16 protein-coding genes, 1 tRNA gene and 1 pseudogene are annotated in these 22,318 nt (G+C 51.9%); 7 read left to right on the top strand and 11 right to left on the bottom strand.

The window, feature by feature from the left end:
* Window positions 1-358: 358 nt before the first annotated feature.
* Window positions 359-1,867 (bottom strand): oligosaccharide flippase family protein, encoded by a 1,509-nt coding sequence (locus U8U01_RS04315; RefSeq protein ID WP_322170852.1) that lies wholly within the window; start codon window positions 1,865-1,867, stop codon window positions 359-361.
* 113 nt (window positions 1,868-1,980) lie between these two features.
* Here U8U01_RS04315 and prmA point away from each other — a divergent pair, with 113 nt between their 5' ends.
* The 3 genes from prmA to U8U01_RS04300 all read left to right on the top strand — a co-directional run bounded on the left by prmA (window position 1,981) and on the right by U8U01_RS04300 (window position 5,162).
* Window positions 1,981-2,910: a 50S ribosomal protein L11 methyltransferase gene (gene prmA, locus U8U01_RS04310; RefSeq protein ID WP_322170850.1), complete on the top strand. Its 930-nt coding sequence runs from the start codon at window positions 1,981-1,983 to the stop codon at window positions 2,908-2,910.
* Between the two features lie 810 nt (window positions 2,911-3,720).
* On the top strand, window positions 3,721-4,107 hold the full coding sequence (locus U8U01_RS04305) for a cupin domain-containing protein (RefSeq protein ID WP_322170848.1): 387 nt from the start codon (window positions 3,721-3,723) through the stop codon (window positions 4,105-4,107).
* A complete protein-coding gene (locus tag U8U01_RS04300; RefSeq protein ID WP_322170845.1) occupies window positions 4,104-5,162 on the top strand; it encodes a GNAT family N-acetyltransferase in 1,059 nt (352 codons plus the stop codon). The genes U8U01_RS04305 and U8U01_RS04300 overlap by 4 nt, the downstream gene beginning before the upstream one ends.
* A 112-nt stretch (window positions 5,163-5,274) precedes the next feature.
* Here the strand turns inward: U8U01_RS04300 and U8U01_RS04295 are convergent, their stop codons facing one another.
* The 4 genes and pseudogenes from U8U01_RS04295 to U8U01_RS04280 all read right to left on the bottom strand — a co-directional run bounded on the left by U8U01_RS04295 (window position 5,275) and on the right by U8U01_RS04280 (window position 10,094).
* Window positions 5,275-6,969: a glutamine--tRNA ligase/YqeY domain fusion protein gene (locus tag U8U01_RS04295; protein ID WP_322171223.1), complete on the bottom strand. Its 1,695-nt coding sequence runs from the start codon at window positions 6,967-6,969 to the stop codon at window positions 5,275-5,277.
* 111 nt (window positions 6,970-7,080) lie between these two features.
* Window positions 7,081-7,497: pseudogene (locus U8U01_RS04290) on the bottom strand (GNAT family N-acetyltransferase); the annotation flags it as partial.
* Entirely contained in the window at window positions 7,494-8,942 is a 1,449-nt protein-coding gene (gene gltX, locus U8U01_RS04285; protein WP_322170842.1) for a glutamate--tRNA ligase, read from the bottom strand. The pseudogene U8U01_RS04290 and the gene gltX, both read right to left, overlap by 4 nt.
* Window positions 8,943-9,176: 234 nt before the next feature.
* Entirely contained in the window at window positions 9,177-10,094 is a 918-nt protein-coding gene (locus U8U01_RS04280) for a M15 family metallopeptidase (RefSeq protein ID WP_322170839.1), read from the bottom strand.
* A gap of 62 nt (window positions 10,095-10,156) precedes the next feature.
* Here U8U01_RS04280 and U8U01_RS04275 point away from each other — a divergent pair, with 62 nt between their 5' ends.
* The 3 genes from U8U01_RS04275 to U8U01_RS04265 all read left to right on the top strand — a co-directional run bounded on the left by U8U01_RS04275 (window position 10,157) and on the right by U8U01_RS04265 (window position 11,450).
* Window positions 10,157-10,306, top strand: a complete 150-nt coding sequence (locus U8U01_RS04275) for a hypothetical protein (RefSeq protein ID WP_322170837.1) — start codon at window positions 10,157-10,159, stop codon at window positions 10,304-10,306.
* Window positions 10,307-10,626: 320 nt separating this feature from the next.
* Complete coding sequence (locus U8U01_RS04270; protein WP_322170834.1) at window positions 10,627-11,277, top strand: gamma-glutamyl-gamma-aminobutyrate hydrolase family protein; 651 nt, start codon at window positions 10,627-10,629, stop codon at window positions 11,275-11,277.
* A gap of 89 nt (window positions 11,278-11,366) precedes the next feature.
* A tRNA-Leu gene (locus U8U01_RS04265) sits at window positions 11,367-11,450 on the top strand.
* A 295-nt stretch (window positions 11,451-11,745) separates the two neighbouring features.
* On the opposite strand, the gene U8U01_RS04260 is transcribed toward U8U01_RS04265, so the two are convergent.
* The 6 genes from U8U01_RS04260 to U8U01_RS04235 are packed head-to-tail and all read right to left on the bottom strand — an operon-like array spanning window position 11,746 to window position 21,033.
* Window positions 11,746-12,732, bottom strand: a complete 987-nt coding sequence (locus U8U01_RS04260) for a restriction endonuclease (protein WP_322170830.1) — start codon at window positions 12,730-12,732, stop codon at window positions 11,746-11,748.
* 42 nt (window positions 12,733-12,774) lie between these two features.
* Window positions 12,775-14,277 (bottom strand): ImmA/IrrE family metallo-endopeptidase, encoded by a 1,503-nt coding sequence (locus U8U01_RS04255; RefSeq protein ID WP_322170827.1) that lies wholly within the window; start codon window positions 14,275-14,277, stop codon window positions 12,775-12,777.
* 14 nt (window positions 14,278-14,291) lie between these two features.
* Window positions 14,292-17,285, bottom strand: coding sequence for a type I restriction endonuclease subunit R (locus U8U01_RS04250; protein ID WP_322170824.1), 2,994 nt, complete (start codon window positions 17,283-17,285; stop codon window positions 14,292-14,294).
* On the bottom strand, window positions 17,275-18,621 hold the full coding sequence (locus U8U01_RS04245) for a restriction endonuclease subunit S (RefSeq protein WP_322170821.1): 1,347 nt from the start codon (window positions 18,619-18,621) through the stop codon (window positions 17,275-17,277). Before U8U01_RS04245 ends, U8U01_RS04250 begins: the two co-directional genes overlap by 11 nt.
* Window positions 18,618-20,807 carry a class I SAM-dependent DNA methyltransferase gene (locus U8U01_RS04240; protein WP_322170818.1) on the bottom strand — a complete coding sequence of 730 codons (2,190 nt, stop codon included), beginning with the start codon at window positions 20,805-20,807 and terminating at the stop codon, window positions 18,618-18,620. Before U8U01_RS04240 ends, U8U01_RS04245 begins: the two co-directional genes overlap by 4 nt.
* A gap of 16 nt (window positions 20,808-20,823) precedes the next feature.
* Window positions 20,824-21,033, bottom strand: coding sequence for a type II toxin-antitoxin system Phd/YefM family antitoxin (locus U8U01_RS04235; protein WP_322170815.1), 210 nt, complete (start codon window positions 21,031-21,033; stop codon window positions 20,824-20,826).
* A 475-nt stretch (window positions 21,034-21,508) separates the two neighbouring features.
* On the opposite strand from U8U01_RS04235, the gene U8U01_RS04230 reads away from it, so the two are divergent.
* Window positions 21,509-22,012 carry a helix-turn-helix domain-containing protein gene (locus U8U01_RS04230; RefSeq protein ID WP_322170812.1) on the top strand — a complete coding sequence of 168 codons (504 nt, stop codon included), beginning with the start codon at window positions 21,509-21,511 and terminating at the stop codon, window positions 22,010-22,012.
* Window positions 22,013-22,318 lie beyond the last annotated feature (306 nt).

Raw genomic sequence — 22,318 nt, 5'->3', positions numbered from 1 at the left:
GACCTTCCTTTCCGCCCTGGCAGGCTTATTTTAGCACTCAGGTTCATTGAGTGCTAAACTGTATCTATAATGTACCACTATGGTCAGAAAAAGTCAATAAGTTATTTGTAAAAACTTTATGAACCCGCTTGCAGGCAAGCCAACTGACCGGCAGTACACAGGCCGCCGCCCGGGTGATAAGCACGAACAAACCCAAACAGGACATCCAGCCCCTATCTGTTGCCGGGGCTGGATGTCCTGTTTGGCAAAGACCTATAGCTGTGGCCTACGTCCGTTCTGTCTGCGTACAGTTTCACTTCGCCTGTTGGAGATTCTGTCAAGGGTCATTGCCCTCTGGGCATCTGTACAAAGTTCTCCATTAGGTTCGGGCTGTTTTCTTCCCCATCCATTTCATTATACTAAGGTAGCCCCCTGCAAACAGTGCCGCTGACAGGGCAGTCTGCATCAGCACCAAAAGAAAACCACCAGCCGCCAACCCATCCAACAGCATCCTGCTCACCCCCACCGACCCGGCCGCGCAAGCCATCGGCAATAAAATATGCTCCGGTAACGAGATATGTAGGTGGCTCACCTTCATTAGCCGGTGCAAACTCAGGGAGGCATTGAAGATCGTACTAAAAAATAGAATTGCCACATAACTTTCCATGCCAAAAAACTGTAGGAGGCAAAGCACCAAAATCACCCGAATCAGGGAATCAGCAAAGTTATACTTCATGGAGTTAAATTGTTCGTCCAAGCCCTTCAGCAGGCTATCTACCACTACATCCAGGTAGGTCAATGGCACTAAGGGTGCCAGCACCCGCAGGTAAGCGCCAGCGCTTTCGCTATGGTAGAAAGCCCGGCCCCAGCTATCTCCAAAAGCCAAAAACAAAGCGGAAAAGAACATACCAAAACATAACGCCGCTTGTACGGCCCGGCCGGAGATGTATGCCACTGCCTTCTCGTGGCTTAACTCCCTCTCCCGGGCAATTTTAGGGATAAGCAGCGATGCAAAAGAGGTAAGGAAAGACGAAGGGAAGTACAGCATCGGCATGGCCATGCCCTGCAACAAACCGTACTGAGAGAGTGACTGGGAGTAACCTAACCCAAAACGCTGTAACTCCCTTGGAATAAGCAGGTTTTCACCTGTATTTAAGGCGCTACGGGCCGCGCTGCTAAGGGTGCAGGGCAGGGCGATATGCCGCAGGCTGCGCAGCACACCCCGGCTTTTCTCCTTTTCAGCGGGAGTATTCTTTTTTAGGCTTTTGCGGTAGGCACACCAACTGGCCGCGCAGGAAACAGCCTCCCCCAAGGTAGACGCCGCCATAGCCGCAAGACAGGCCGCTTGAATGCTCTGGGGGGCAAAATACCAGAAGAAACACACCGTGGCGGCAATGGTCAAGACCTGTTCCAGGGCGTCTGAGGCGGCTGTACTAAGGGACTCGTCTACAGCCAGGAAGTAGCCCTTCATGCAGGTGCACAGGGCCATAAAGGGCAAGCCGACCCCCAGTATACGCAAGCAGGGCGCCGCTTGGGGATCGCCCAGAAAGGTAACGGCAGCAAAATCAGCCAGCAAGAATAGGCACAGCGCAATACACAGACTGATGGTAAGGCAGAACCCAAAGCATCGGGCCACCACCGAGCGTACCGTCTGCCGCCTGCCACCGGCTATGGCTGCTGTTACCAAGCGTGTAACTGCCAGGCTGATACCTGAGGTGGAGAGGGTCACGGTGAGCATAAAGATGGAAAAAATTAGTTGGTAAAGCCCCATGCCCTCTGCGCCGATCTGTTGGGAAAGGTACGAGCGGTACCCCATATTGGTAATGCGCAGAAACAGGGAAACCAGCGTCAGCACCGCACCCTGGAAGAAGAACTTTTTCTTTGTCATAGGGCAACTCCTTTTTATGTAATCAGGGAAAAACCAGAGATTTGGGCGAAAAGATTGACAAAACACCTTGCGCGGGGTTATAATAGCTAAAAACACCCGTCAGGAGAATAACAATGAGCGAAAACTGGACTGAGATTAAAGTAACTGTGCCTGCCGCACAGGCAGAAACCGCCGGGGACATCGCCAACATGACTGTCCCTCATGGTATCTATATTGAGGACTATTCCAATTTAGAAGAAGAGGCTATGGAAATTGCCCATATTGATCTGATCGACCAGGAGTTGCTGGAAAAAGACCGGGAGCACGCGGTCATCCACATATACATCAGCCCCGAAGACAACCCCGCTGAGGCGGTTTCCTTTTTGGAGGAACGGCTGCGGGCCTGTTCTATCCCATATGCCATTGAGCAGGCCGGTTGCCAGATGGACGACTGGTTAAATAACTGGAAAAAGTATTTTAAACCTATCCCGGTAGGCGAAAGGCTACTGATAAGGCCTATTTGGGAGGAGGATTTTGACCCGCAGGGCCGGGTTGTGCTGAGCCTGGAGCCGGGCCTGGCTTTTGGGACCGGCACCCATGAAACCACCCGGCTGTGCCTAGAGTTACTAGAAAAATACCTGACCCCAGGCTGTAATATGCTGGACATGGGCTGCGGTAGCGGCATCCTCTCTGTGGCGGCACTACTGCTGGGGGGTAGCACGGCGGTAGGGGTAGATATTGACCCTCTGGCTGTGAAAACGGCCGTGGAAAACGCCCGTTTCAATGGGGTTGCTGCGGGGTTTACCGGCATATGTGGCAACCTTTCTGACCGGGTTAGCGGGCGATATCAGGTGGTTGTTGCCAACATTGTGGCGGACGTTGTGATTGAATTGACCAAGAGCGTGCCCAAATTCCTGACGCCGGACGGGGTGTATATTATCAGCGGGATCATTGACAGCCGGGAGGATGACGTGCTGGCAGCCATCAGCGGCCAGTACACGGTGATAGAGCGCCGGGAGGAACGGGGTTGGGTGGCAATGGCCCTGAAGGCCCAAGCCGGTTGACCCCTTGCCCGCAGCGCTGCGGCCAGTACACAGTGATAGAGCGCCGGGAGGAACGGGGCTGGGTGGCAATGGCCCTGAAGGCCCAGGCCTGACCCCTTGCCCGCAGCGCTGCCTGCGGGCCCTGTAAAAGTTTTGGTGTGGCCACAGGCCCCATGGGTCTGTTTTGGGGCCAGGGGTATAGGCGGTTTTTGACGAAAAGCGGGCCTGTCGGCAACGTTTCCGATACAGGGCACCATCAGCAAAACCCACAAAGGATATGGGCCAACAGGATGTTCCCCATTTGTGATGGCCTTATTTTGCAGTTTCGTTTTTTGTTCTTGGACTTGCGTTTGCCAGCAGACCCAAAGCGGGACGACGCCATGGAAAAGGCGGTAGGTTGTGCGTGTATATTATGGGGCAGATACCCGGTGTTGCCGGGCAAGGTGGCGTTTTGAGGTTTAAAACGGGCATTGAGCCGCTGTGGTGCGGGGCGGCGGGCGCTGCCGCTCTGGTCAAGGGTTCGCGCTACCACGGCAGGAAATGGGCGGCTTTTCGCTGTGCGAAGGGCTTATACGCAGTGGAGTATTTGACACAGAAGATGCCTGTTTGAGGTGGAAAAGGCGGCGCTTTGAGGTTTTAGGCCGTTGTGGGGATGGGGATGTCCCCCCTCCCCTGCCAGCCCTTTTACGTCCTGCTATTTGCTTTAACTTGGGAATCGCCTCTTTTCGCTGTGCGAGAGGGGCGCCGGCAGCAGGGGCTGGTTTTACACCACGGCCGGGCAAGCCCGCCCCACCCATCACCCAAAATGCCCAAGCCGAAAGGAGTATCTACATGGAATTTATCCCAAAATCCAGCATCACTGCTTTTGCCAATCCCGGCGTGTCCTCCCGCCAACTGCTGACCCCGGATAACGCCCAGAGCCAGCGGGTCACTCTGACAGAAGTCCATCTGGAGCCCGGCGCTTGCCAGCCCCGGCACAGCCACGCCGGTTCGGAGCAGGTCTGGTATGCCCTACAGGGCAGCGGCAGGCTGCTTTTGGCCGGTGGGCAGGAACGGGCCTTTGACGCAGGGGACGTGGTACGGTTTGCCGAAGGGGACGTGCACGGGCTGCAAAACGGCGGGGAACCCTTTGTGTACCTGTCCGTCACCGCGCCACCCATCCACTTTGGATATGCTTATCAGGACAAACAGCCCACAGAAAAGAGGAGAGAGTTATGAACATGATGATCGACACAGGACGCCTGCGGCTGCGGCCCTGGCGCATGGAGGACCTGGAGGACTTTTACGCCTACGCCAAAAACCCGGACGTGGGCCCCTGGGCCGGCTGGAAACCCCATGAGAGCCTGGAGGAGTCCCGTGAGATCCTCACCCGCTGGGTTGCAGGCAAGGAGGACGGCTTTGAGATTGCCATAGAACACAAGGCCACCGGGCGGGTAATCGGCTCCATTGGCATAATGAGCGACGGCCACCGGCCCAAGATTGAGAACTGCAAAAGCCTGGGCTATGTACTGGGCAAGGACTACTGGGGCCAGGGCCTGATGACCGAGGCCGCCCGGTCTGTGGTAGACTACGCCTTTCAGACCATGAAACTGCGGCTGCTGACCATTACCCACTATACCATCAACCAGCGCTCCCGGCGGGTTATCGAGAAACTGGGCTTTGTATACGAAGGCACCCTGCGTACCGGCAGCGCCATCTATAACGGCGAGGAAAGGGACTTGTGTTGCTACTCCCTGCGGGCCTGGGAATACTGGGCCATGCGGGCCAAGGAGGCCGGGTTCTCCCTGGCTTTGCCGGAGGATGTGGACCAGCCGCTGCTGGAAACCATGCAGAAAGAATTTGTGGAGGGGGACAAGGGCGATGTGACCCCCTTTGGGCTAGACCCCAAAGATATGCCCTTTGCGCGCTGGATGGAGCGTACCGTGGCATGGCGCACGGTAGTGCCAACACCTACCTATGCCAAATCCACCCTGTACATCCTTACCAACGAAAATGGCCCGGCAGGCGCTTTGGATTTGCGCCACTACCTGACCGAACGCCTGCGCAGCGGCGGGGGGCATATCGGCTACGGCATACGGCCCAGCCTGCGGGGGAACCATTTTGCCCCCTATATGCTGGGCCTGGGCATAGAAAAAGCCAAGGATAAGGGGATCGACAGGGTTTTGGTTTGCTGCGATGAAACCAACCTGGCCTCTGCCCATACCATTGAGGATTGTGGCGGCCGGCTGGAAAATGTGGTGGACGGGCTGCGGCGATACTGGATCACGGTTTAACTATAAAAGTATAAAAGTATAAAAATATAAAAGGGCATAAAAAATAAAAGGGCATAAAAAAGCCGGGGGCAATGAGCCTCCGGCTTTTTTGTTTTCCAATGGCGGAATGTGCTTATTTCCCCGGTTTAAAGCTATCCTTCAGCTTGACCGAGCGGTTGAACACCAAATTGCCGGGCTTGCTGTCCTTGCTGTCGGCGCAGAAGTAGCCCTGGCGCATAAACTGCCAGCTCTCCCCCGGCCGGGCGCCGGCCAGCGCTGCCTCTACCTTGCAGCCCTCCAGCACCTCCAGGGAGTGGGGGTCCAGATAATCCAGGAAGTTGCCTTCCTCCGGGTTTTCGACGGTGAACAGGTTGTCATAGATGCGCACCTGGGCATCTACCGCTGTTTTGGCGTCTACCCAGTGGAGGGTGGCCCCCTTGACCTTCCGGCCGTCGGCAGGGTCGCCGCCCCGGCTGTCCGGATCGTACTCGGCGGCAATCTCTGTTACACGGCCCGTTTCGTCTGTTTCATAGCCTGTGCACTTGATCAGGTAGGCGCCCTTTAGCCGGCACTCCGGCCCGCCGGGGTACAGGCGCTTGAACTTGGGGGCGGCCTCCGGCAAGAAGTCTTCGGCCTCCACCCATATTTCCCTGGAAAAGCTGACCGCCCGCTCCCCGTCTTTGGGACAGTTGGGGTTGTTCTCTACCATAAAGCTTTCAGACTGGCCCGCGGGGTAATTGGTGATCACCAGTTTTACCGGGTGCAGTACGGCCATGGCACGGCGGGCGGTTTCGTTCAGGTCCTCCCGCAGGCAGTACTCCAAAAAGGCATACTCCACGGTGGAGGCGGCCTTAGACACACCGTTGCGCATGGAGAAATTGCGGATGGCCTGGGGGGTATAGCCCCGCCGGCGCAGGCCGCAGAGGGTGGGCATACGGGGGTCATCCCAGCCGTCCACATAGCCGCCCTCTACCAGGGCCCGCAGCTTGCGTTTGCTCATCACGGTGTGGTCGATGCCCAGCCGGGCGAATTCGATCTGCCGGGGTTTGGAGGGCAAGGTCACGTTCTCGATCACCCAGTTATAGAAGGGCCGGTGGTCCTCAAACTCCAGGCTGCACAGGGAGTGGGTAATGTGCTCCATGGCGTCTTCAAAGGGATGGGCGTAGTCATACATGGGGTAAATACACCACTTATCCCCGGTGCGGTGGTGGGCGGTGTGGTTGATGCGGTAGATCACCGGGTCCCGCATATTGAAGTTGCCGCTGGCCAGGTCGATCTTCGCCCGCAGGGTCATACGGCCGTCCTCGAACTCCCCGGCCCGCATCCGGCGGAACAGGTCCAGGCTCTCCTCAATGGGGCGGTCCCGGTAAGGGCTTTTGGCGGGGGTGCTCAGGTCGCCCCGCATTTCCCGCATCTGCTCCTGGGTGAGCTCGCACACATAGGCCAGGCCCTTGCAGATCAGCTCCTCAGCGCCCTGGTACATCTCCTCAAAAAAGTCGGAGCCATAGTAGAAACGGTCGCCCCAGTCATACCCCAACCAGTGGATATCCTCCTTGATGGCGTTGACATACTCTACGTCCTCTTTGGTGGGGTTGGTGTCATCCATGCGCAGGTTGCAGATACCCCCGAAACGTTCGGCAGTGCCAAAATCCACATAAATGGCCTTGGCATGGCCAATATGCAGGTAGCCGTTGGGCTCCGGCGGGAAACGGGTGTGTACCTGTAGGCCCTCGGTACGGCCGCCGGGGGCCATGTCCTCCTTTACAAACTCGTCGATAAAATTGGTGCTGGCTACCTGTGAGATGTCCAGCTTGTTTTCTTCACTCATCGCAAAAGCCTCCCTTGCTTTCGGCCGCGCACGTTTGCCATAATACACGCAGCGGTGCGTCTTGCCCCGGTAGTCGATATCCTCTTCTTGGTTCAGCCGGACCATGCCGCATTTTTCCATCACCCGGATGCTGGCCAGGTTTGTGTCAAACGCGCCCGCCAATACCTCCTCCACCCCTTGGGCCAGCAGCTCGTTTACCACCGCCTCAAACGCCTCTGTGGCGAACCCCCGCCCATACCAGCGGGGATGGAAGGCGTAGCCCATTTCCACCCTGCCGCCGGCAATCTCCACATCGTGCAAAAATCCGGCCAGCTCGCCCTGGAAAAAGGCCCCCGTACCATAGTGGCCCTCCGCCGCGCAGCACTCCTGTAGCCGCCGGAAGAGCCTGTCCCCCATCTCCTCGCCGATGTCGTCCGGCACCATATAGGTTTGCTTTACCGTGCCGTCCCGCAAAATTCCTACCACCGCGTCCCGGTCGGCGGCGGACAGGGGCCGCAGTTCCAGGCGCTTTGTCCGGATGATCCTCATAGGGTTTTCTCCAGCCCGGCCTTTAGGCGGCGCAGGGCCTCCTGCCGGCCCAACAGGGCCAGTATCTCCATGGCCCCGCCGGGTGTTACCAGCGTACCGGCGGCGGCAATGCGCACCGGCCACAGCAGGGTGCCGTTCTTTACCCCCAAACGTTGCGCCAGATCCATCAGGGCGTCGTGGATGGGCTCCAACGCCCAGACGGGCAACTGTTCCAGCACCTCCAGGGCTGCCTGTAGCATCTGGGGGGCATTCTCCAAATTGGTTTTTGACTTTTTATTGATGAAATAATCCGCCGGATAATCGGGCAGCTCCTTAAAGAAGGCCAGCAGGCCGGGGATCTCGTTAAACTTCGTCAGCCTGGCCCGCAGGATGGCATCCAGTACCTGCCAAGGCTTGTCCGCCTGGCCGAACACTTCCTGATAGTATGGCATGGCGTGGGTACGGAAGTCATCCTCCCCCATGGCCTTGATATATTCCCCGTTAAACCAGTTGAGTTTGTCGTAGTCAAACACTGCCGGGGATTTGCTGATGCGGTCCACGGAGAAACTTTCCACCAGTTCCGGCAGGCTGAAAATCTCCTGGTTATCCTTGGGGGCCCAGCCCAGCAGGGCGATATAGTTGGTGATGACCTCCGGCAGGTAGCCGTCCTGCACCAGGCCCTCAAAGCTGGTGGAGCCGTGGCGCTTGGACAGCTTGGAGGTAGAGCCGTCCTCGTTTTTGCCCATAATCAGGGGTAGGTGGATATAGGTTGGCTGCTCCCAGCCCAAGGCCGCATACAAAAGCTGGTACTTGGGGGTAGAGGTCAGGTACTCGCAGCCCCGCACCACATGGGTGATGTGCATCAGGTGGTCGTCAATGACGTTGGCAAAGTTATAGGTGGGGTATCCGTCGGCCTTCAGGAGCACCTGGTCTTCGATCTCCTTATTCTCAATGGTGATCTCCCCAAAGACCTGGTCCGTAAAGCTGGTAGAACCGGAAAGGGGCACTTTTTGCCGGATGACGTAGGGCGTACCCGCGTCCAGCAGGCGCTGCACCTCCTCGGCGGGCAAGTCCCGGCAGTGGCGGTCGTACCCGCCAAAGCTGCCCTGCGCCTTCAGGCCTTCCAGCCGTTCTTTGGTGCAAAAACAATAATAGGCCTTGCCCTCCCGCACCAACTGCTCTGCATAGGGCTTATAGGTATCCAGCCGCTGGCTTTGGATGTAGGGGCCGTACCCGCCGCCTACGTCCGGGCCCTCGTCGTGCTTAAGGCCCACTTGCCCCAGCGTGCGGTAAATGACATCCACCGCGCCTTCTACATAGCGTTCCTGATCCGTGTCCTCCAGGCGGAGGACAAACGTGCCCCCCTGGCTTTTGGCCACCAGGTACTCATATAGCGCGGTGCGCAGGTTGCCCACATGCATAAACCCCGTAGGGCTGGGGGCATATCGTGTTCTGACTGTACTCATCCGTGTTCCCTCTTTCCTCCTGCTCAATATACGCGACATAGCACGCAAAGGGGCGGCCCCCTCTGCAAACAGGACTTACCCTATATATTACTACATTTCGGCGCACTTGGCAAGGGAAATTATAGCACGGCGGGCCTTTTTGGATACAGGATTCCACGGGGTGTGCCCCGGTTGCCCGGCAAAAACAGCCGCCCCAGGAGATCACACCCACAAGACGGCCTTTTGCTATACCATTTACCGTATGCCCCGGTCCTTTAAATACTGCACATACTCTTCCAGGCACATATCCAACTGCTGCATTTGCTGGGCATTTTCCGGGCCCACATAGCGGTAGTGCCAGCTTTCGTTATCAATGCCGGTATATTCCACCTTATCCGAGCGGTACCGCTGCACAAACCCGTATTCCGCCGCGTGTTCGCATAGCCAGCGGTAGGCTTCCGTTTCCTCAAAGTCATCGCTAACGTCATTCAAATCTACCACAAAGCCCGTATGGTGCTCACTGTAGCCCGGCGGGTTGATGGTTCGCAGAGAGTACTCCCTGGCCTCTTCCTCGGTCATGCCGTCATCCCGCATATGGGCCTTGATCTCCCTGTCCAGGATGCGTTCCTGATCTTCCACGCTACGGTAGCCCGACGCCACCCACAGGGTGATGCCGTCCTCCTGGGCTGCCAGGAACATATTGTTCAAATCATTGTAAATACGCATATCCACGGTTTCTTCCCCAATAAAATTGGGCGTTACCTGCCAGCCGTCCGGCAGGGGGACTTCGTTATTTACCAGCACCAGGAAAGGGTCGGAAAGTTGCTGAAAGCCCTGGCCCGCGCCTGTTCCGCCGGACGTGCCCTCTTCCCCCTGGGCCGCGGCTGCCCGGATGCCGGCCCCGTTTACTTCCGGCGGCACCGGCTCGCCGTCGGCCTGTACCGCGTTTGGCCCTACCGGGTTGCCCATATTCCATATAGCAAGGGCCACCACAGCCAGGCACACCAGCATGGCCGCGATAACAGCCATGGCCGCCACGTTTTCTTTCCTTCGCCGGTCATTCCGCTGGGAACGGCGCCGGGGCTCCCTGGCCGTTGTTTCCGTTCTCCGCTCCCGCGCCTGCCGGACACGGGAGCGTCTTTGTTCATCATAATTCTGCCTGTCGCCTGTCATCGCGTTCACCCTTTCCGGGAAAAATTAAGAACCTGTACGGTGTAAGCGGCCCACGCGGCCTTTTGGCAAAAGCGGGGCTACAGGGGCAGGTAAAGTTTCTGCCCCTGCCCGCCGGGGAGCGCCTGAAGAAATTTGCAGACGCCCCCGCTATGCCCGGAGAATACGCGGACAACACCGCCGGTTGGGCGCGGCCCCGCCGTCCCCTCTCTTGACAGGGGACGCTGTAGGCAGTAGAATAGACACAGCCCTGCGCCGCGCTTTGCCCATTAGACGGCGGCGCCACCCGGAAGGAAAGGCTGTTTCCGTTTTGTTTACAGAATATTTATATTTTGCCATCCATATTATTATAAAGGGGAACGCCCTTGAAGTCAACCGGGCGCTTGTAAACTTTTTGCCAGCGCCGGTTTTTCGCTCGCCCTAAATCGCCCGTTTCCGACAATTTGCCGGTAGTTCCCTGCTTTTATGGCCAAAGGCAGGAAAATGCGGGCCCTGCCTGCCCAAGGTCGGCTACTGCGATAAGGAGTGTGATAGGATGAAAAAAATCTTTCTTTACGGAGACCGGGAAAAGCGCGCTAACTACATAGCCGCCTTAGAGGCCTGTGGCGTACAGGCGGTGGTTTCCCTCTCCCCCCAGGACAGCGCCGGCTGCGGGGGCCTGCTGCTCCCCGGGGGCGCGGACATGGACCCGGCCTTTTATGGCGCGGAAAACACCGCCAGCCGTGGCATCGACCGGGCTCTGGATCACACGGAACTGGCCTTGGCCCATGGATTTGCCGCCAGCGGAAAGCCTATTCTGGGCATCTGCCGGGGGCTGCAGGTGCTGAATGTGGCCTTTGGCGGCGACCTGCTCCAGCATCTGCCTGCCGCCGGGGCCCACTGCTGGGAGGAATCGACCGGCGACAAGCAGCACCCCATCACCGCCCCGCCGGAGAGTTTCCTCTACCGGCTGTACGGGGCGCGGTTCCCGGTCAACAGCGCCCATCACCAGGGGGTTGGGTGCGTGGCACCGGGCTTTCAGATTGCGGCCCGGGCTGAGGACGGTACCATTGAGGCACTGTGCTGCCCGGAGAGGTATATTTATGCTGTGCAGTTCCACCCGGAGCGTATGGCATTACGCCTATCCCGGAACGACACGGTGGACGGTTTGCCTGTTTTTCAGTTTTTTGTGGGCTTGATCTCTTAAGCCTTCCAGCCGGTATGCAAAAAAAGCAGAAATATTTCATTTTCTAATTGACAACCGCTACTGCCGGTGGTATAATAACTACGTTAATTGCGCGAGTGCTGGAACTGGCAGACAGGCACGTTTGAGGTGCGTGTGCCTTTGGCGTACGGGTTCAAGTCCCGTCTCGCGCACCATGTAGGGACGGAGATTTTGATACAATGGGTATCAGAATCTCCGTCCCTACTTTTTGCTCAAAACCGTTAAAAGCGGTAGTTTTTCGCACATTTTGAAAGCAAGCGCCGCTGTTGTCTGGGGTAAAATCCCGGTCAGCGGCGGTGCTTTTTTTCTTTTCTCTGGCTTTTTGGCTCTTGTATGCGTTGAAATCTTGCGTAAGGTGTTAAACTTTTGAGGTTGGAGACAAGACAAAGCAGAAAACCCGTTGAATCTTTAGCAAGGCGTTGAATTGTTCTCAACCGGCTCCGGCAGCGCTCATTCATCTGCGGGAACGGGAATATACACCCTTTCCAGTGGGATAATTTTCTTGTACTTTGGACTGAGGTTCTCATAGTATTTGAGAACCAGCGTTACAAGCTCATCTCCATCAATGCCCCGGATGATGGGTGTGCTGTCCAAATACTTCCTCGCATTTTTGGTGTAGCCTGACAGTGAAATGAACAGCCCATAATCGCCTTCCCGCATGGCACCCTTCAGTGATTGAATCGTAGTTTCCCGAATATCTCCATCCTGGCTTTTCACCTGAACCAGGATACGAGGCGGCAGTTCATCTTTATATGCGGTTATGTCTATGCCACTGTCGCCCCCCTGTGGAGAAAGCTGTGTACGGTACCCCATTGCATTCAGCAGATCAGCCACGAAACTTTCCAGAGCATAACCTTTCAGATTCCGGCTGAGTTCTTTGAGAACAAAATCCTTGGTACTCTGTTTTATCTCTTCGGCGGTGGCGCCAACGCTGTCATCCTCGTCCTCCATCGCCGATTTCTTAAACCCGGTATCCAGAGCCGCAAGAAACTCATCAGCATAATTCTTAATCGTAAACAAAGACATAGCCGACCCGGATTCGTATAAAGCGCCTTGCGAAAAGGCGGTTCTGGGTAAATGCTTCATCCACTTTACTTTGCGCCGATTGACATACTCCTGCGCCGACCCCTCATATTGGTATTCTCCATCCACGATTCCGATATTGATTTCCCGGTTGCTTTTTGATGGGAAAACCACATAATCCCCGATCTGCACTTCATACCGAAAGCGATATAGCATTCCGGCAGCCAAAGCGATGGCCCCTTTTTTGTCCTGTGGGTAGACTTCAACGTACTTCTTCTTGAATGCCTCACGGTCATTTTCCATGTTGGTGAGGTCTCCAAAAGCTCCCCACCCAATGGCTATGGTGTTATCCTTCAAAAACAGGGAATCATCCTGTGTATGGATGCCCCATAGCCTTCTCTCAATTTCTGCCATAAACATCGTCTCTTTTCTCAGATTTCGTGCTTGGAAAATTCACTATTTGTTTTTCGACTTAGTGCCAAGCGACCTTACATTTAATTTTTCAAGCACCGTATTACATTCATCAATCGAACAGCCGTGGAATGCGGATAGTATGTACATATAAGCACAGTCCGCTGGATCACTATTATCATAGCCCAAGCCAGAGAGACGGAGAGCATCCTCTGTCTCATGAAGAGTTAGTTCCAAGCCAACCGCCATCGCAGTGTAAGACGGCACTTTGAACTTATGGTTTTGGTAAACGCGAGTATAGTCCATTGGCGCAAGGTGCGTCCTGTTCTGAAAGATGCTTGTGTTCCAATGCGCTGCATCCATATATTTGCACATACGTTGAGAGGTAGTCTCCTTAACCAAGCGATTGCGCTTTAATTGTTCTTGAAATTCAGAGTTGGCATCCTCCAAAGCCTTAGCCAGAGCCTTGTTGTACTCGTCCATGTTCTGTGTGTTGGAATCATAGGACGGCAACTTTTTGTATTCCGTATCAGCACGGAACATATACTGGGCATCACGGATGTTTGTTTGGCTGCAAACCAGTTTATAGGAAAAATCAAGAGTACATTCCGATAGATGCGACCTTGCATATTCTGTCAAAAACAGCGCATCCTCACCCGGCAGCACATATTTCTCATCCCGCAAGACAAAGTATCCTTCGGCATAGCAGAAGGCACCTGTGTCGAGTGTGGCTTTTAGAAACTCATTGCTTATATATAGTCGGAATGCCGCAATCTCGTCAATGGGCTGCTGATGGAATTTGGCTGCTGTAGAACTTCTGCGATGTTGACGGTCGATAATAACAGTTTCATTATTATATAATTCGATAGCTTCCGGGTAGCCCAGTTCAGACACACGGATTGCCGCAGACTGTCTTGAAACTTTATAGGTTTCCGCAATCTCCTCAATAACGGCTTTCAGTGCGGGGACATTAACATTGCTGCTTTGTGCGACACCTAACCGCTCAGAAAGAAGCATCCGCACAGTGCAACGTGGCATAAGAATTTTCGGTGCAATGGTTCGTGCTTGCCACTCCATCTTTTCGATATCTGACCACTGCTCGTTACGGCTACGCTGTCCAGCGGTCAGACATCGAAAGGCAAATTCTGCTCCGAGATTATGGGTACCCTGATACCGGAAATATGCTCTGTGCTTGTACCAATGATAGCATTCATGCGCAAGTGTGTTGTTGGTGCGGCCAGGATTGATAATATCGGCATCAAGAAATACTGTAGGATGTGAAACCTCATAGCCAATGTATTCCCCGGATGACCAGTCATACACCTCGATGATGCCTGCGGAAAAAGCAATCGCTCCCTGTATGCTGTCATCTGGAGAAAGACTTTCGGTATCCACAATATCGAGATTCATTTGCTTTTGTGCAATATCCCTTATGGGTGTTGCCTGCGGACTGTCGAGGACTTCTTTGCAATATTTCCGTAGAAAGGTTTCTGCCTCCGCCTCGAAGTCCTCAACAAAAGGCATGAATGGATTTTTGTTATTCTGCATGGGCAGTTTTCCTCCTACTTATCTTCTCCGCGCAGAATACGATAAATCTCACTCATGAATACGCTTGCAATCCTTGTACGGATTTCTTCGTTGTTCAGTAGCAGAGTGTAAAAATCTGCGTTCTGGTCATAGCCTTCAACAAGGGCATCCTGGATGCAATCGTCATAAGTAAATTTAAAATCATCAAGGGAGTTATTTTTTGCGCTCTTGGTGAGCCGCTCCTTAAATTCGGGATTCTGCAAGAGCAGATCCCTTATCTGCATGGCGGATTTTGTTGCGAAGTCTGTGCCGTACTTTTTATCATAAAGAGCATTCACCTCGTCAATGATCTGGGAAAGGCGCTTTTTCTGTTCTTCTTCAACGCTTGCCGGTTTCGGCTTCTTGATCTTTACTTCCGGCTGTGCTTCGATTTCCGGCTTTTTATGTTCGCCGGTCTGCTCCTGTCGGAATTCGCTGACGGTTATTTTGTCTGCAATGTCAAAATTGTTTCCACCGCCTCCGACATTGATCTCCTTGATGAGATAACTCAGGAAGTTGTAGCGTTTGTGCAGTTCAAGGTTTTCATATGCCGTAGCTTGAATGAGGAAACAGTAACCCTTGAGGAATCGGCGAATTGTTTTGACAATCGCTTCTTGATCGGTCTCAGATTTCTTTTCAACCTTCTTTACAGCGACATCAAGCAGATTCCACATACGCTCCTTATCCCGTGCCGTCCGCTTTGCCTGATACAGATACCCATTAAATTCATCAATATCGTCCACATCAAGGAAATCGTATACATCCAGTTCACGGTCGAGATCGCGAATATCGGACGGAGAGATAGTCTCAAAAAGGATGGTATCCTTATAATAGGGCGCAAACGCTTTTTTGATCTCCTCATAATCGTTCTTGAAGTCCAGTACGAAGGTGGTTTTGTCATACGGCGGATAGATACGGTTCAAACGAGAGAGCGTCTGCACAGCAGCCACGCCTTTCAGCTTCTTGTCCACATACATCGCCACCAGTTTCGGCTGGTCAAATCCCGTCTGGTATTTATTCGCTACAATCAGTACCTGATAGCAGCTACGGTCAAACTCATAGCGCAGTTCTTCTTCCTTGATCTGGTTCATACCGTATTCGGAGTATTCCACACCTTTGATTTTAACCTTGCCGGAGAACGCCACAAGAGCCTTAATATCGGTATACCCGTGGTCATGGATATATTTCGCGAAAGCCTGTTTATATTCAACAGCCGCTTGAATGGAGGAAGTAACGACCATTGCCTTCGCAGTGCCTCCGAGCAGATGGGCAACATTTGCTCGGAAGTGTTCGATGATAATTTCAACTTTCTGTGCAATGTTTGTGGTGTGCAGATCGATAAAGCGCGCCATCTTTCTCTTGGCTGCAATCGTCTTCAGCTCCGGGTCATCCTCGATAGCTTTGTTGATGTGGCAGTAGGTTTTCCAAGTCACATAGTTGTCAAGGACGTTGAGGATGTAACCTTCTTCGATGGCTTGTTTCATGGAGTACAGGTCAAAGGACTCCTTCCGTCCTTCAGAATTCAGAGTTCCGAAAAGCTGGATGGTATCCGGCTTGGGAGTAGCAGTAAAGGCAATCATAGAAACATTCGGCTGTTTGCCGCTTTTTTTGATTTCCTCTCGCATTTTATCTTCTTCGGTTTTCTCCCCGTCGGAATCATCGTTGGTGAGTACCGTAGTAACGGACTGCATAAAGGTCCCTTCTGTGGATGAGTGTGCCTCGTCAATCAGAACAGCAAAGGTCTTATCCTTCAGATTGGTGAGCAACTTGTTATCGAGGATGTAATAAAATTTATGAATGGTCGTAACGACAATCTTCGTATTTCCACGCAGGGCATCCGCCAGGTCGTTCGAGTCGCACTTATCGTCCATAACCTTGACTTGTCCGCTCTTATGCTCCATGCCCATGATGGCTTCCTGCAGTTGGCGGTCGACAACGATACGGTCGGTGATGACCAACACAGTATCAAATACATTGTTGTTCTCCGCATCATGAACCGTGGACAGAATATGGGCAAGCCATGAAATTGTCTCAGTCTTACCACTGCCTGCAGAATGTTCAATCAGATAATTGCAGGATGAGTGGTTGAGAATGACATCGTTCATGACCTTTTCTACAGCACGGAGTTGATGAAAACGAGGGAAAATAAGTTCTTTCGTCCGGCGCACTTTGCCCGTATCGGAGTTCTTACTTTCTTTTGTCTTGATATAGATAAACCGCTCAATGAGGAACAGAATCTTGTCCTTTGTCCAGATGTCCTCCCACATATAGGATACATTGACGCCAGACTGTTTGTTGTGCGGATTTCCTTTTCCAAACTCATATCCGATGTTAAAAGGATTGAAGAAGGAGTCCTTTCCAATCAATTTGGTGCAGAAATACGCCTCGTTCAGATCCATAGCAAACGCTGCAAACACGCCGACCTTCTCTTTCAAGAGACGAGTTGTGCAGTCGCGCTCGTTCTTGTACTGCTTGATGGCGTCCTCGTAGTTTTGCCCGGAGGTGTTGCACTTCAGTTCCACAGCAAAGATGGCAAGGCCGTTTAAAAACAGGACAAGGTCGATACGCTCATCTTCTTTGTGATAGACCTCCTCCATGACGGAGAAAATATTTCTGTTGTAGTTTCCGACTGCAACGGGATTTTTTGTACTGTCCGGTTTGCGGTACATTAGTTTCAATTCGTAGCCACTGTCAAATTCCACACCGTGCTTAATGACATCAATCAGCCCACGGCTCGGTTTGTTGATTTCAGCGTTGATGTAGTTAATGATGGTTTCCTCGGTGTGATCTTTGTAGATAGCGCGGAGACTGGCCATTGTGTCAGCTTGGGTACTTTCGAGGAATTCAAGCAGCATCTCAGTGTCCATCGCCAGACCGCGAGAAAAGCTGTCGGCAGGGCGGATGCGATAACCGTCATCATCACGCAGATGCTCCAGAATTAATTTCTGGTAATCCTCTTTTTCTCTCAACTGGTCTGCTCTAATTGGCATGACTTGTGACCTCCATTACTCGTTTCTTTCCCGTGACATATTCGTAAATCAGAGCTTTTCTGTGATTTCTTATTTGAACAAGTTGCTTTTCTTTTCCAGCAATAAGACTATTCACTAATTTTGTTCTTTCATTAAGATATTCCACAATATTTAGCTGCTCTTGCATATCAGGGAAAACTACCACAGAGTTGTTAAGTATATCTGAGTTGATAGAAGCCATCGTTGATCCTACTGAATTCACTACCACGTAGTCACCATATCCAGATGATTCAAAATAGTAATTCAGAAAACTTGATTCTATTTCCCTTTCAACCCTGATTCGTATGCAGTCGGATCCTTGTACCCAACCGTCATGCTCGCTATCGATAATTGCGTGTTTATCAACTGCTCCTTTCCTACCAAACACAATATCTCCTTTACGCAGAATGTGCGTAGACAACCGCATTTTTACAGAGTCCGGAATCCTGTCTAAATCATCCTCGTTTACTGTACCATATCCAATGTTTTTTACATTGATGATTGGAGTGCCGCCGTCTGTATACTCATCTGCCGACAGTTGTGTGCCAAAGGGACCTGTTTTAACTTTGCAACAGTATTTCAATCTACTTATGGCCCAATGCCTCGGTATTTGGCCAATCCATTCCACGCCGCTATCTTTCATAGAAACCGCAGTATTTATCCCCTTTATGACAGCTTGTGTAATTATGGATTTCTTGAGTTTTTTCAGCACCTCAAGTTGTTTCTCTAAGTCATCAATAATGCTATCGATCTTGGCGCACTCAGCATCTAAGAAAGTAGCTATGGCCCGTTGCTCATCTAAGGGGGGGATAATTACATAAGTATCACGCAGCAACTTTTGTGTAATGCTAAAGACCTTGATTCCCATAACATTTGCGCGTATCTGATCCCTCCAGCAATTTGACAAAAACAGGTATGCAAAATACTTCGGATAGATATCCTGCCGAATCGGTCTTGCAATTATCGAATGATAACCAGCAAATATTAAGTCATCTCTATCAATAAATACGCAGTTACCAATACCTGCATAATCCTCGGAGGTGTCAGCGAAAACAAAGTCATTCCTCTTGACAATACAGTTCTTTCCAGTTCGTAGATATTTTTCGGGGACATATCTATACAGGTCGTCTGTCAGCCCTGTTCCAGAGTTTGCTTTGGCGTGTATTTGACCATAGCTAACAACGGGAATTCCTTCTTCTACGAGGTCATCTTTTGTTATACTTAAACCTTTTCCAAACCAAAAAACCTGACGAAATTTAACTTCATCCCAATCATTCGGAATGAATACATTTTTTATTGCACTTTTTTTTAGCGTCAATTTTTCCCCACCTTCTTCAAAGCTGCTATTTGGGCAGACACCGTTTCTTCCAATTTCATGAATTGTTCTAAGAGCAAGTCCGCTTCCTCTGGGGCTTTATATTCGTAAAAGTAGCGTGTAAACGGAAACTCCGCTCCAAGTCGCTCTCGGTTTTGTGCATTGACTGCCTTCTTGGGGTCAAACTCATAAACCCAGATAGCGTCAGGCACATGGGGCAGGACTTCCGCATCAAAGTATTCCTGAACATCCTGATTCAAACGGATGATCTCTGTGTCTTTGGTTGTCGGGTCAATGAGTGTGTTACCCTTGCGGTCTTTTTGCACCACGGCAGTCTTGTCAATGACGCTCATCTCCATAACGATACTGTTCAGACGTGAATCGGTGTATCCCTCCACATCTTTGATGATGTCTTTGATGGCCGCTTGAAACAGCGAAAAATCTGTATACACCGTGTCCGACTGATGTGCTTCCAGGGCAGCGAGGACGGCATCAATAAAGACCTTGCCACGCTTATATTTCTGATATTTCTTTTCTGCTTTAGCATCGCGAGGATTCGTCTCCTCCAACTCCGCAAGTTCAGACTCATTATAGAGATTGGAATTGGAGGTGAAGTATGCGCTGGTACGTAAAGCCTCAATGGACTCGGCATTGATGACGCCGCGTCGCTGAAGGGGCTGGTATACTGCCCATTCCTTATAAAGGAATTCATCCCGGTTAAAGATGCGGCACTCAATCTTGCAGTCGGTTTTCCGCTTCTCACTGTACAGCGTTTTCGCACCGGGAGCAAATGTGGTATACACCTCGGTAATCAGGTCTATCTGATCCTTGGAGATTTCACGGCGTTTCTTTCCAAGAGATCGCTTCAGCGGCTCCCACATATCCACAGCGTTGATAAGCTGTATCTTGTTTTTTCGTTCCTTACGCTTGTTTTTCGATAGAATAAAGGCATAAATGCCGATGTCCGTGTTATAGAAAAGCTGAGACGGGAGCGCGATGATAGCCTCGATCAGATCTTTCTCCAGCATAAATCGCCTGATCTGACTTTCCCCGCTCGTGGTATTACCGGAAAACAGCGGGGAGCCGTTGGAAATGATGGCAGCGCGACCATTCTTGCGATTCATCTTGGCAATGGCGTGTTGCATAAACAGCAACTGCATATCGCCTGTAGCGGGTAATCCAGCTCCGAATCGACCGTTCTTGCCTTTCTTAGCCTCGGCACGGACGGCTTTCTCTACGCCATCACCTGCGTCCTTTCCTCCCCAGGAAAGACCGAATGGCGGATTTGCAATGACGAACCGCATCGGAACTTTTTCGAAGCAGTCCTCCTTCATCGTATCGGCAAAGCGAATATTGTCGGCCTTCTGTCCCTTAATGAGCATATCCGCAAGGCAGATGGCGTAGGATTCGGGATTGTTCTCCTGACCGAATAGCCGAATAGTGGCGTCGGGATTCATGCGCTTAATGAAATCGTGCGTGGTGGAAAGCATCCCGCCTGTGCCGCAGGCCATATCCAGTACTGTAATTTCCTTTCCTTCGCTGAACACATCATCGCATCCCTCGGCAAGAAGAATACTCGAAAGAGCACGAATGACCTCGCGGGGCGTATAGTGATCGCCAGCCTCTGCATTTTCAGAAAACCTGCGTATGATTTCCTCAAACATATAGCCCATCTTGTGCCCATCAATCGTTTCGGGATTCAAGTCCAGTTCAGAAAATTTCTTTACCACACCGAGCAGACGGTTATTTTTATCAAGGTCGGAAATCTTCTCCTTAAACTTCAGCCGGGTAATCAACATATCCTTGATGTTCGGAGAGAAGGACTCCAGATAGAAATGAAAGTTCTCTACGATAGCAGGAGCTTCGTTCAACAATCCTGCAAGATCAAAGTCTGATGTGTTGTAAAACGGATATCCAGCGAGACGTTCCAAGACCTGCTGGGGCGTTTTCGGGTTTTTTTTATACGTTTCGGTAACTTTCTGCTTGCGGGTTTTGCCGCTTGTATCCTTTGTGGCGAGAGCACACTCAAGACGTCTGATTATAATCATCGGAATGATGATGTCTTTATACTTGTCCGCTTTATAGGGACCACGCAGGGTGTTGGCAATGGAAAAAACCATGTCAACTTCTTTATTCACATTCAGGGTGGAATCATCCATCATGACTTGAGTAATTTTCGTTTTTTCCATGTCTGTAGTCCTCCGTCTATATTTCATTGATATCAATACCGGCTTTTAGTAGCCGTTCATATCGGTCATTGGAAATAATCACAGCTAATGGCTTTCCGTTTTTCAATATAAATCCTGCTGTGTCGTTTTCCGATATTGCTGTGATAATTTTGGATGCTTGTCCGCGTAGTAAATCAGACATATTGTAATGATTCATTGGGATCTTACCCTTTTGAAGCTGTGACATCAGCACATCCTCCTCCATGTCCTACATTCATTCTTACATTATGCCACAAAGTAATTACAATTTCAATGATAAAATTCATTACACTCTCAAAAAGTTTCTATCTCTCAAAGATATAAAACGGGCGATTGTTCCTCATCCTATATGGATGAATAGAGGAAAAATCACCCGTTTTTCATACCTAAACTTGTATCTTTCATTGATATGACAAGAAATTCCCCTCCAGATATTCTTATTCGAGAGGAATGTGCAACTCCTCCGCCAACGGTCAATTACATATCGACCGTTGCGAAAGAATATCGCAGCCTGTGTGCGCACATGGGCGAGGATGCTATAACCGCCGACCCTCCCTACCGGGAGAGGCGTTATCAGCACCCTTGATCCTGTGCGCCCATTTTGGTTGTGCATGGTCCGGGGCTGATACGCTCCGGCCATTTTTGTGTCCCCGCCCTGCTACCCAGGCGGAAAGGACACCAAAATGAAGAAATCAGGAAAAACTACCGCCAAGACCAATCCGGTAGTCAAGGCCACTTACCAAGATACCACATTCAATAAGGCGGTCAGCAACGTTCTTGCCCACACGCCTGAGTTTAAGACCTACGTGGAGGAGACCGCCGCCATCATGGACGAGCTGCCGGGTAAGTTCGGGGCGACCCTGGCCTACCACATGGACAAACTCCGGCTGACCAACGAGGCCCTGGCCAACCTGTGCCTCATCAACGAGGACACAATCCGCAAGTATCGAAACGGCTCCAATAAGTCGAAACCCAACCTTCAGACCGTTGTCGCGCTGTGCGTGGGTCTTCAGCTTCCTCTGCCGTTCAGCCTCGATTTGGTACATAAGGCCGGGCACACCTTTGCTGGTGAACCAAGCGACATCGCCTATCTGACGATCCTCTCCACCATGACAGGGAGCAGCATTTACGACTGCAACGCACTGCTCCGCAACACTGGAGTTCTCCCGCTGGCAAAGGAGAAATAAAAAAGGTTTCGAGTGACCGGGTTTTCAAAGTCCGGCTGCTTGTCCCTTGAAATAGGCTGGTTTTCAAAATTATACTCCGCTCCAAGCCTTGAAAATCAGCTTGATTCCGGGTTTTCAACATCCGGGGCAAACGGAGTCTGGACGGATATTATTAGGGCCATGAGGTGGCCACTCATACAGCCACCGCCCGCCCGACCGGGTGGCGGCAGCAACCATCAACACCACGGGATGCACCCGAATGACTCGAAAGGATAACCGATATGCAGCAAGTTTTTATCTGCTCCCCCTACCGCGGGGACATCGAAC

Source organism: Acutalibacter caecimuris (assembly GCF_034335085.1).
Classification (GTDB): Bacteria; Bacillota; Clostridia; order Oscillospirales; family Acutalibacteraceae; genus Acutalibacter; species Acutalibacter caecimuris.
Note: the sequence above shows the minus strand (reverse complement) of the source record. Positions and strands in the feature narration are given on the sequence as shown.

Bases quoted from the DNA above. Each gene is read 5' to 3' on its own strand.
- U8U01_RS04315 (WP_322170852.1), bottom strand. From the start codon at position 1,867: ATGACAAAGAAAAAGTTCTTCTTCCAGGGTGCGGTGCTGACGCTGGTT.
- prmA (WP_322170850.1), top strand. From the start codon at position 1,981: ATGAGCGAAAACTGGACTGAGATTAAAGTAACTGTGCCTGCCGCACAG.
- U8U01_RS04305 (WP_322170848.1), top strand. From the start codon at position 3,721: ATGGAATTTATCCCAAAATCCAGCATCACTGCTTTTGCCAATCCCGGC.
- U8U01_RS04300 (WP_322170845.1), top strand. From the start codon at position 4,104: ATGAACATGATGATCGACACAGGACGCCTGCGGCTGCGGCCCTGGCGC.
- U8U01_RS04295 (WP_322171223.1), bottom strand. From the start codon at position 6,969: ATGAGTGAAGAAAACAAGCTGGACATCTCACAGGTAGCCAGCACCAAT.
- gltX (WP_322170842.1), bottom strand. From the start codon at position 8,942: ATGAGTACAGTCAGAACACGATATGCCCCCAGCCCTACGGGGTTTATG.
- U8U01_RS04280 (WP_322170839.1), bottom strand. From the start codon at position 10,094: ATGACAGGCGACAGGCAGAATTATGATGAACAAAGACGCTCCCGTGTC.
- U8U01_RS04270 (WP_322170834.1), top strand. From the start codon at position 10,627: ATGAAAAAAATCTTTCTTTACGGAGACCGGGAAAAGCGCGCTAACTAC.
- U8U01_RS04260 (WP_322170830.1), bottom strand. From the start codon at position 12,732: ATGGCAGAAATTGAGAGAAGGCTATGGGGCATCCATACACAGGATGAT.
- U8U01_RS04255 (WP_322170827.1), bottom strand. From the start codon at position 14,277: ATGCAGAATAACAAAAATCCATTCATGCCTTTTGTTGAGGACTTCGAG.
- U8U01_RS04250 (WP_322170824.1), bottom strand. From the start codon at position 17,285: ATGCCAATTAGAGCAGACCAGTTGAGAGAAAAAGAGGATTACCAGAAA.
- U8U01_RS04240 (WP_322170818.1), bottom strand. From the start codon at position 20,807: ATGGAAAAAACGAAAATTACTCAAGTCATGATGGATGATTCCACCCTG.
- U8U01_RS04235 (WP_322170815.1), bottom strand. From the start codon at position 21,033: ATGTCACAGCTTCAAAAGGGTAAGATCCCAATGAATCATTACAATATG.
- U8U01_RS04230 (WP_322170812.1), top strand. From the start codon at position 21,509: ATGAAGAAATCAGGAAAAACTACCGCCAAGACCAATCCGGTAGTCAAG.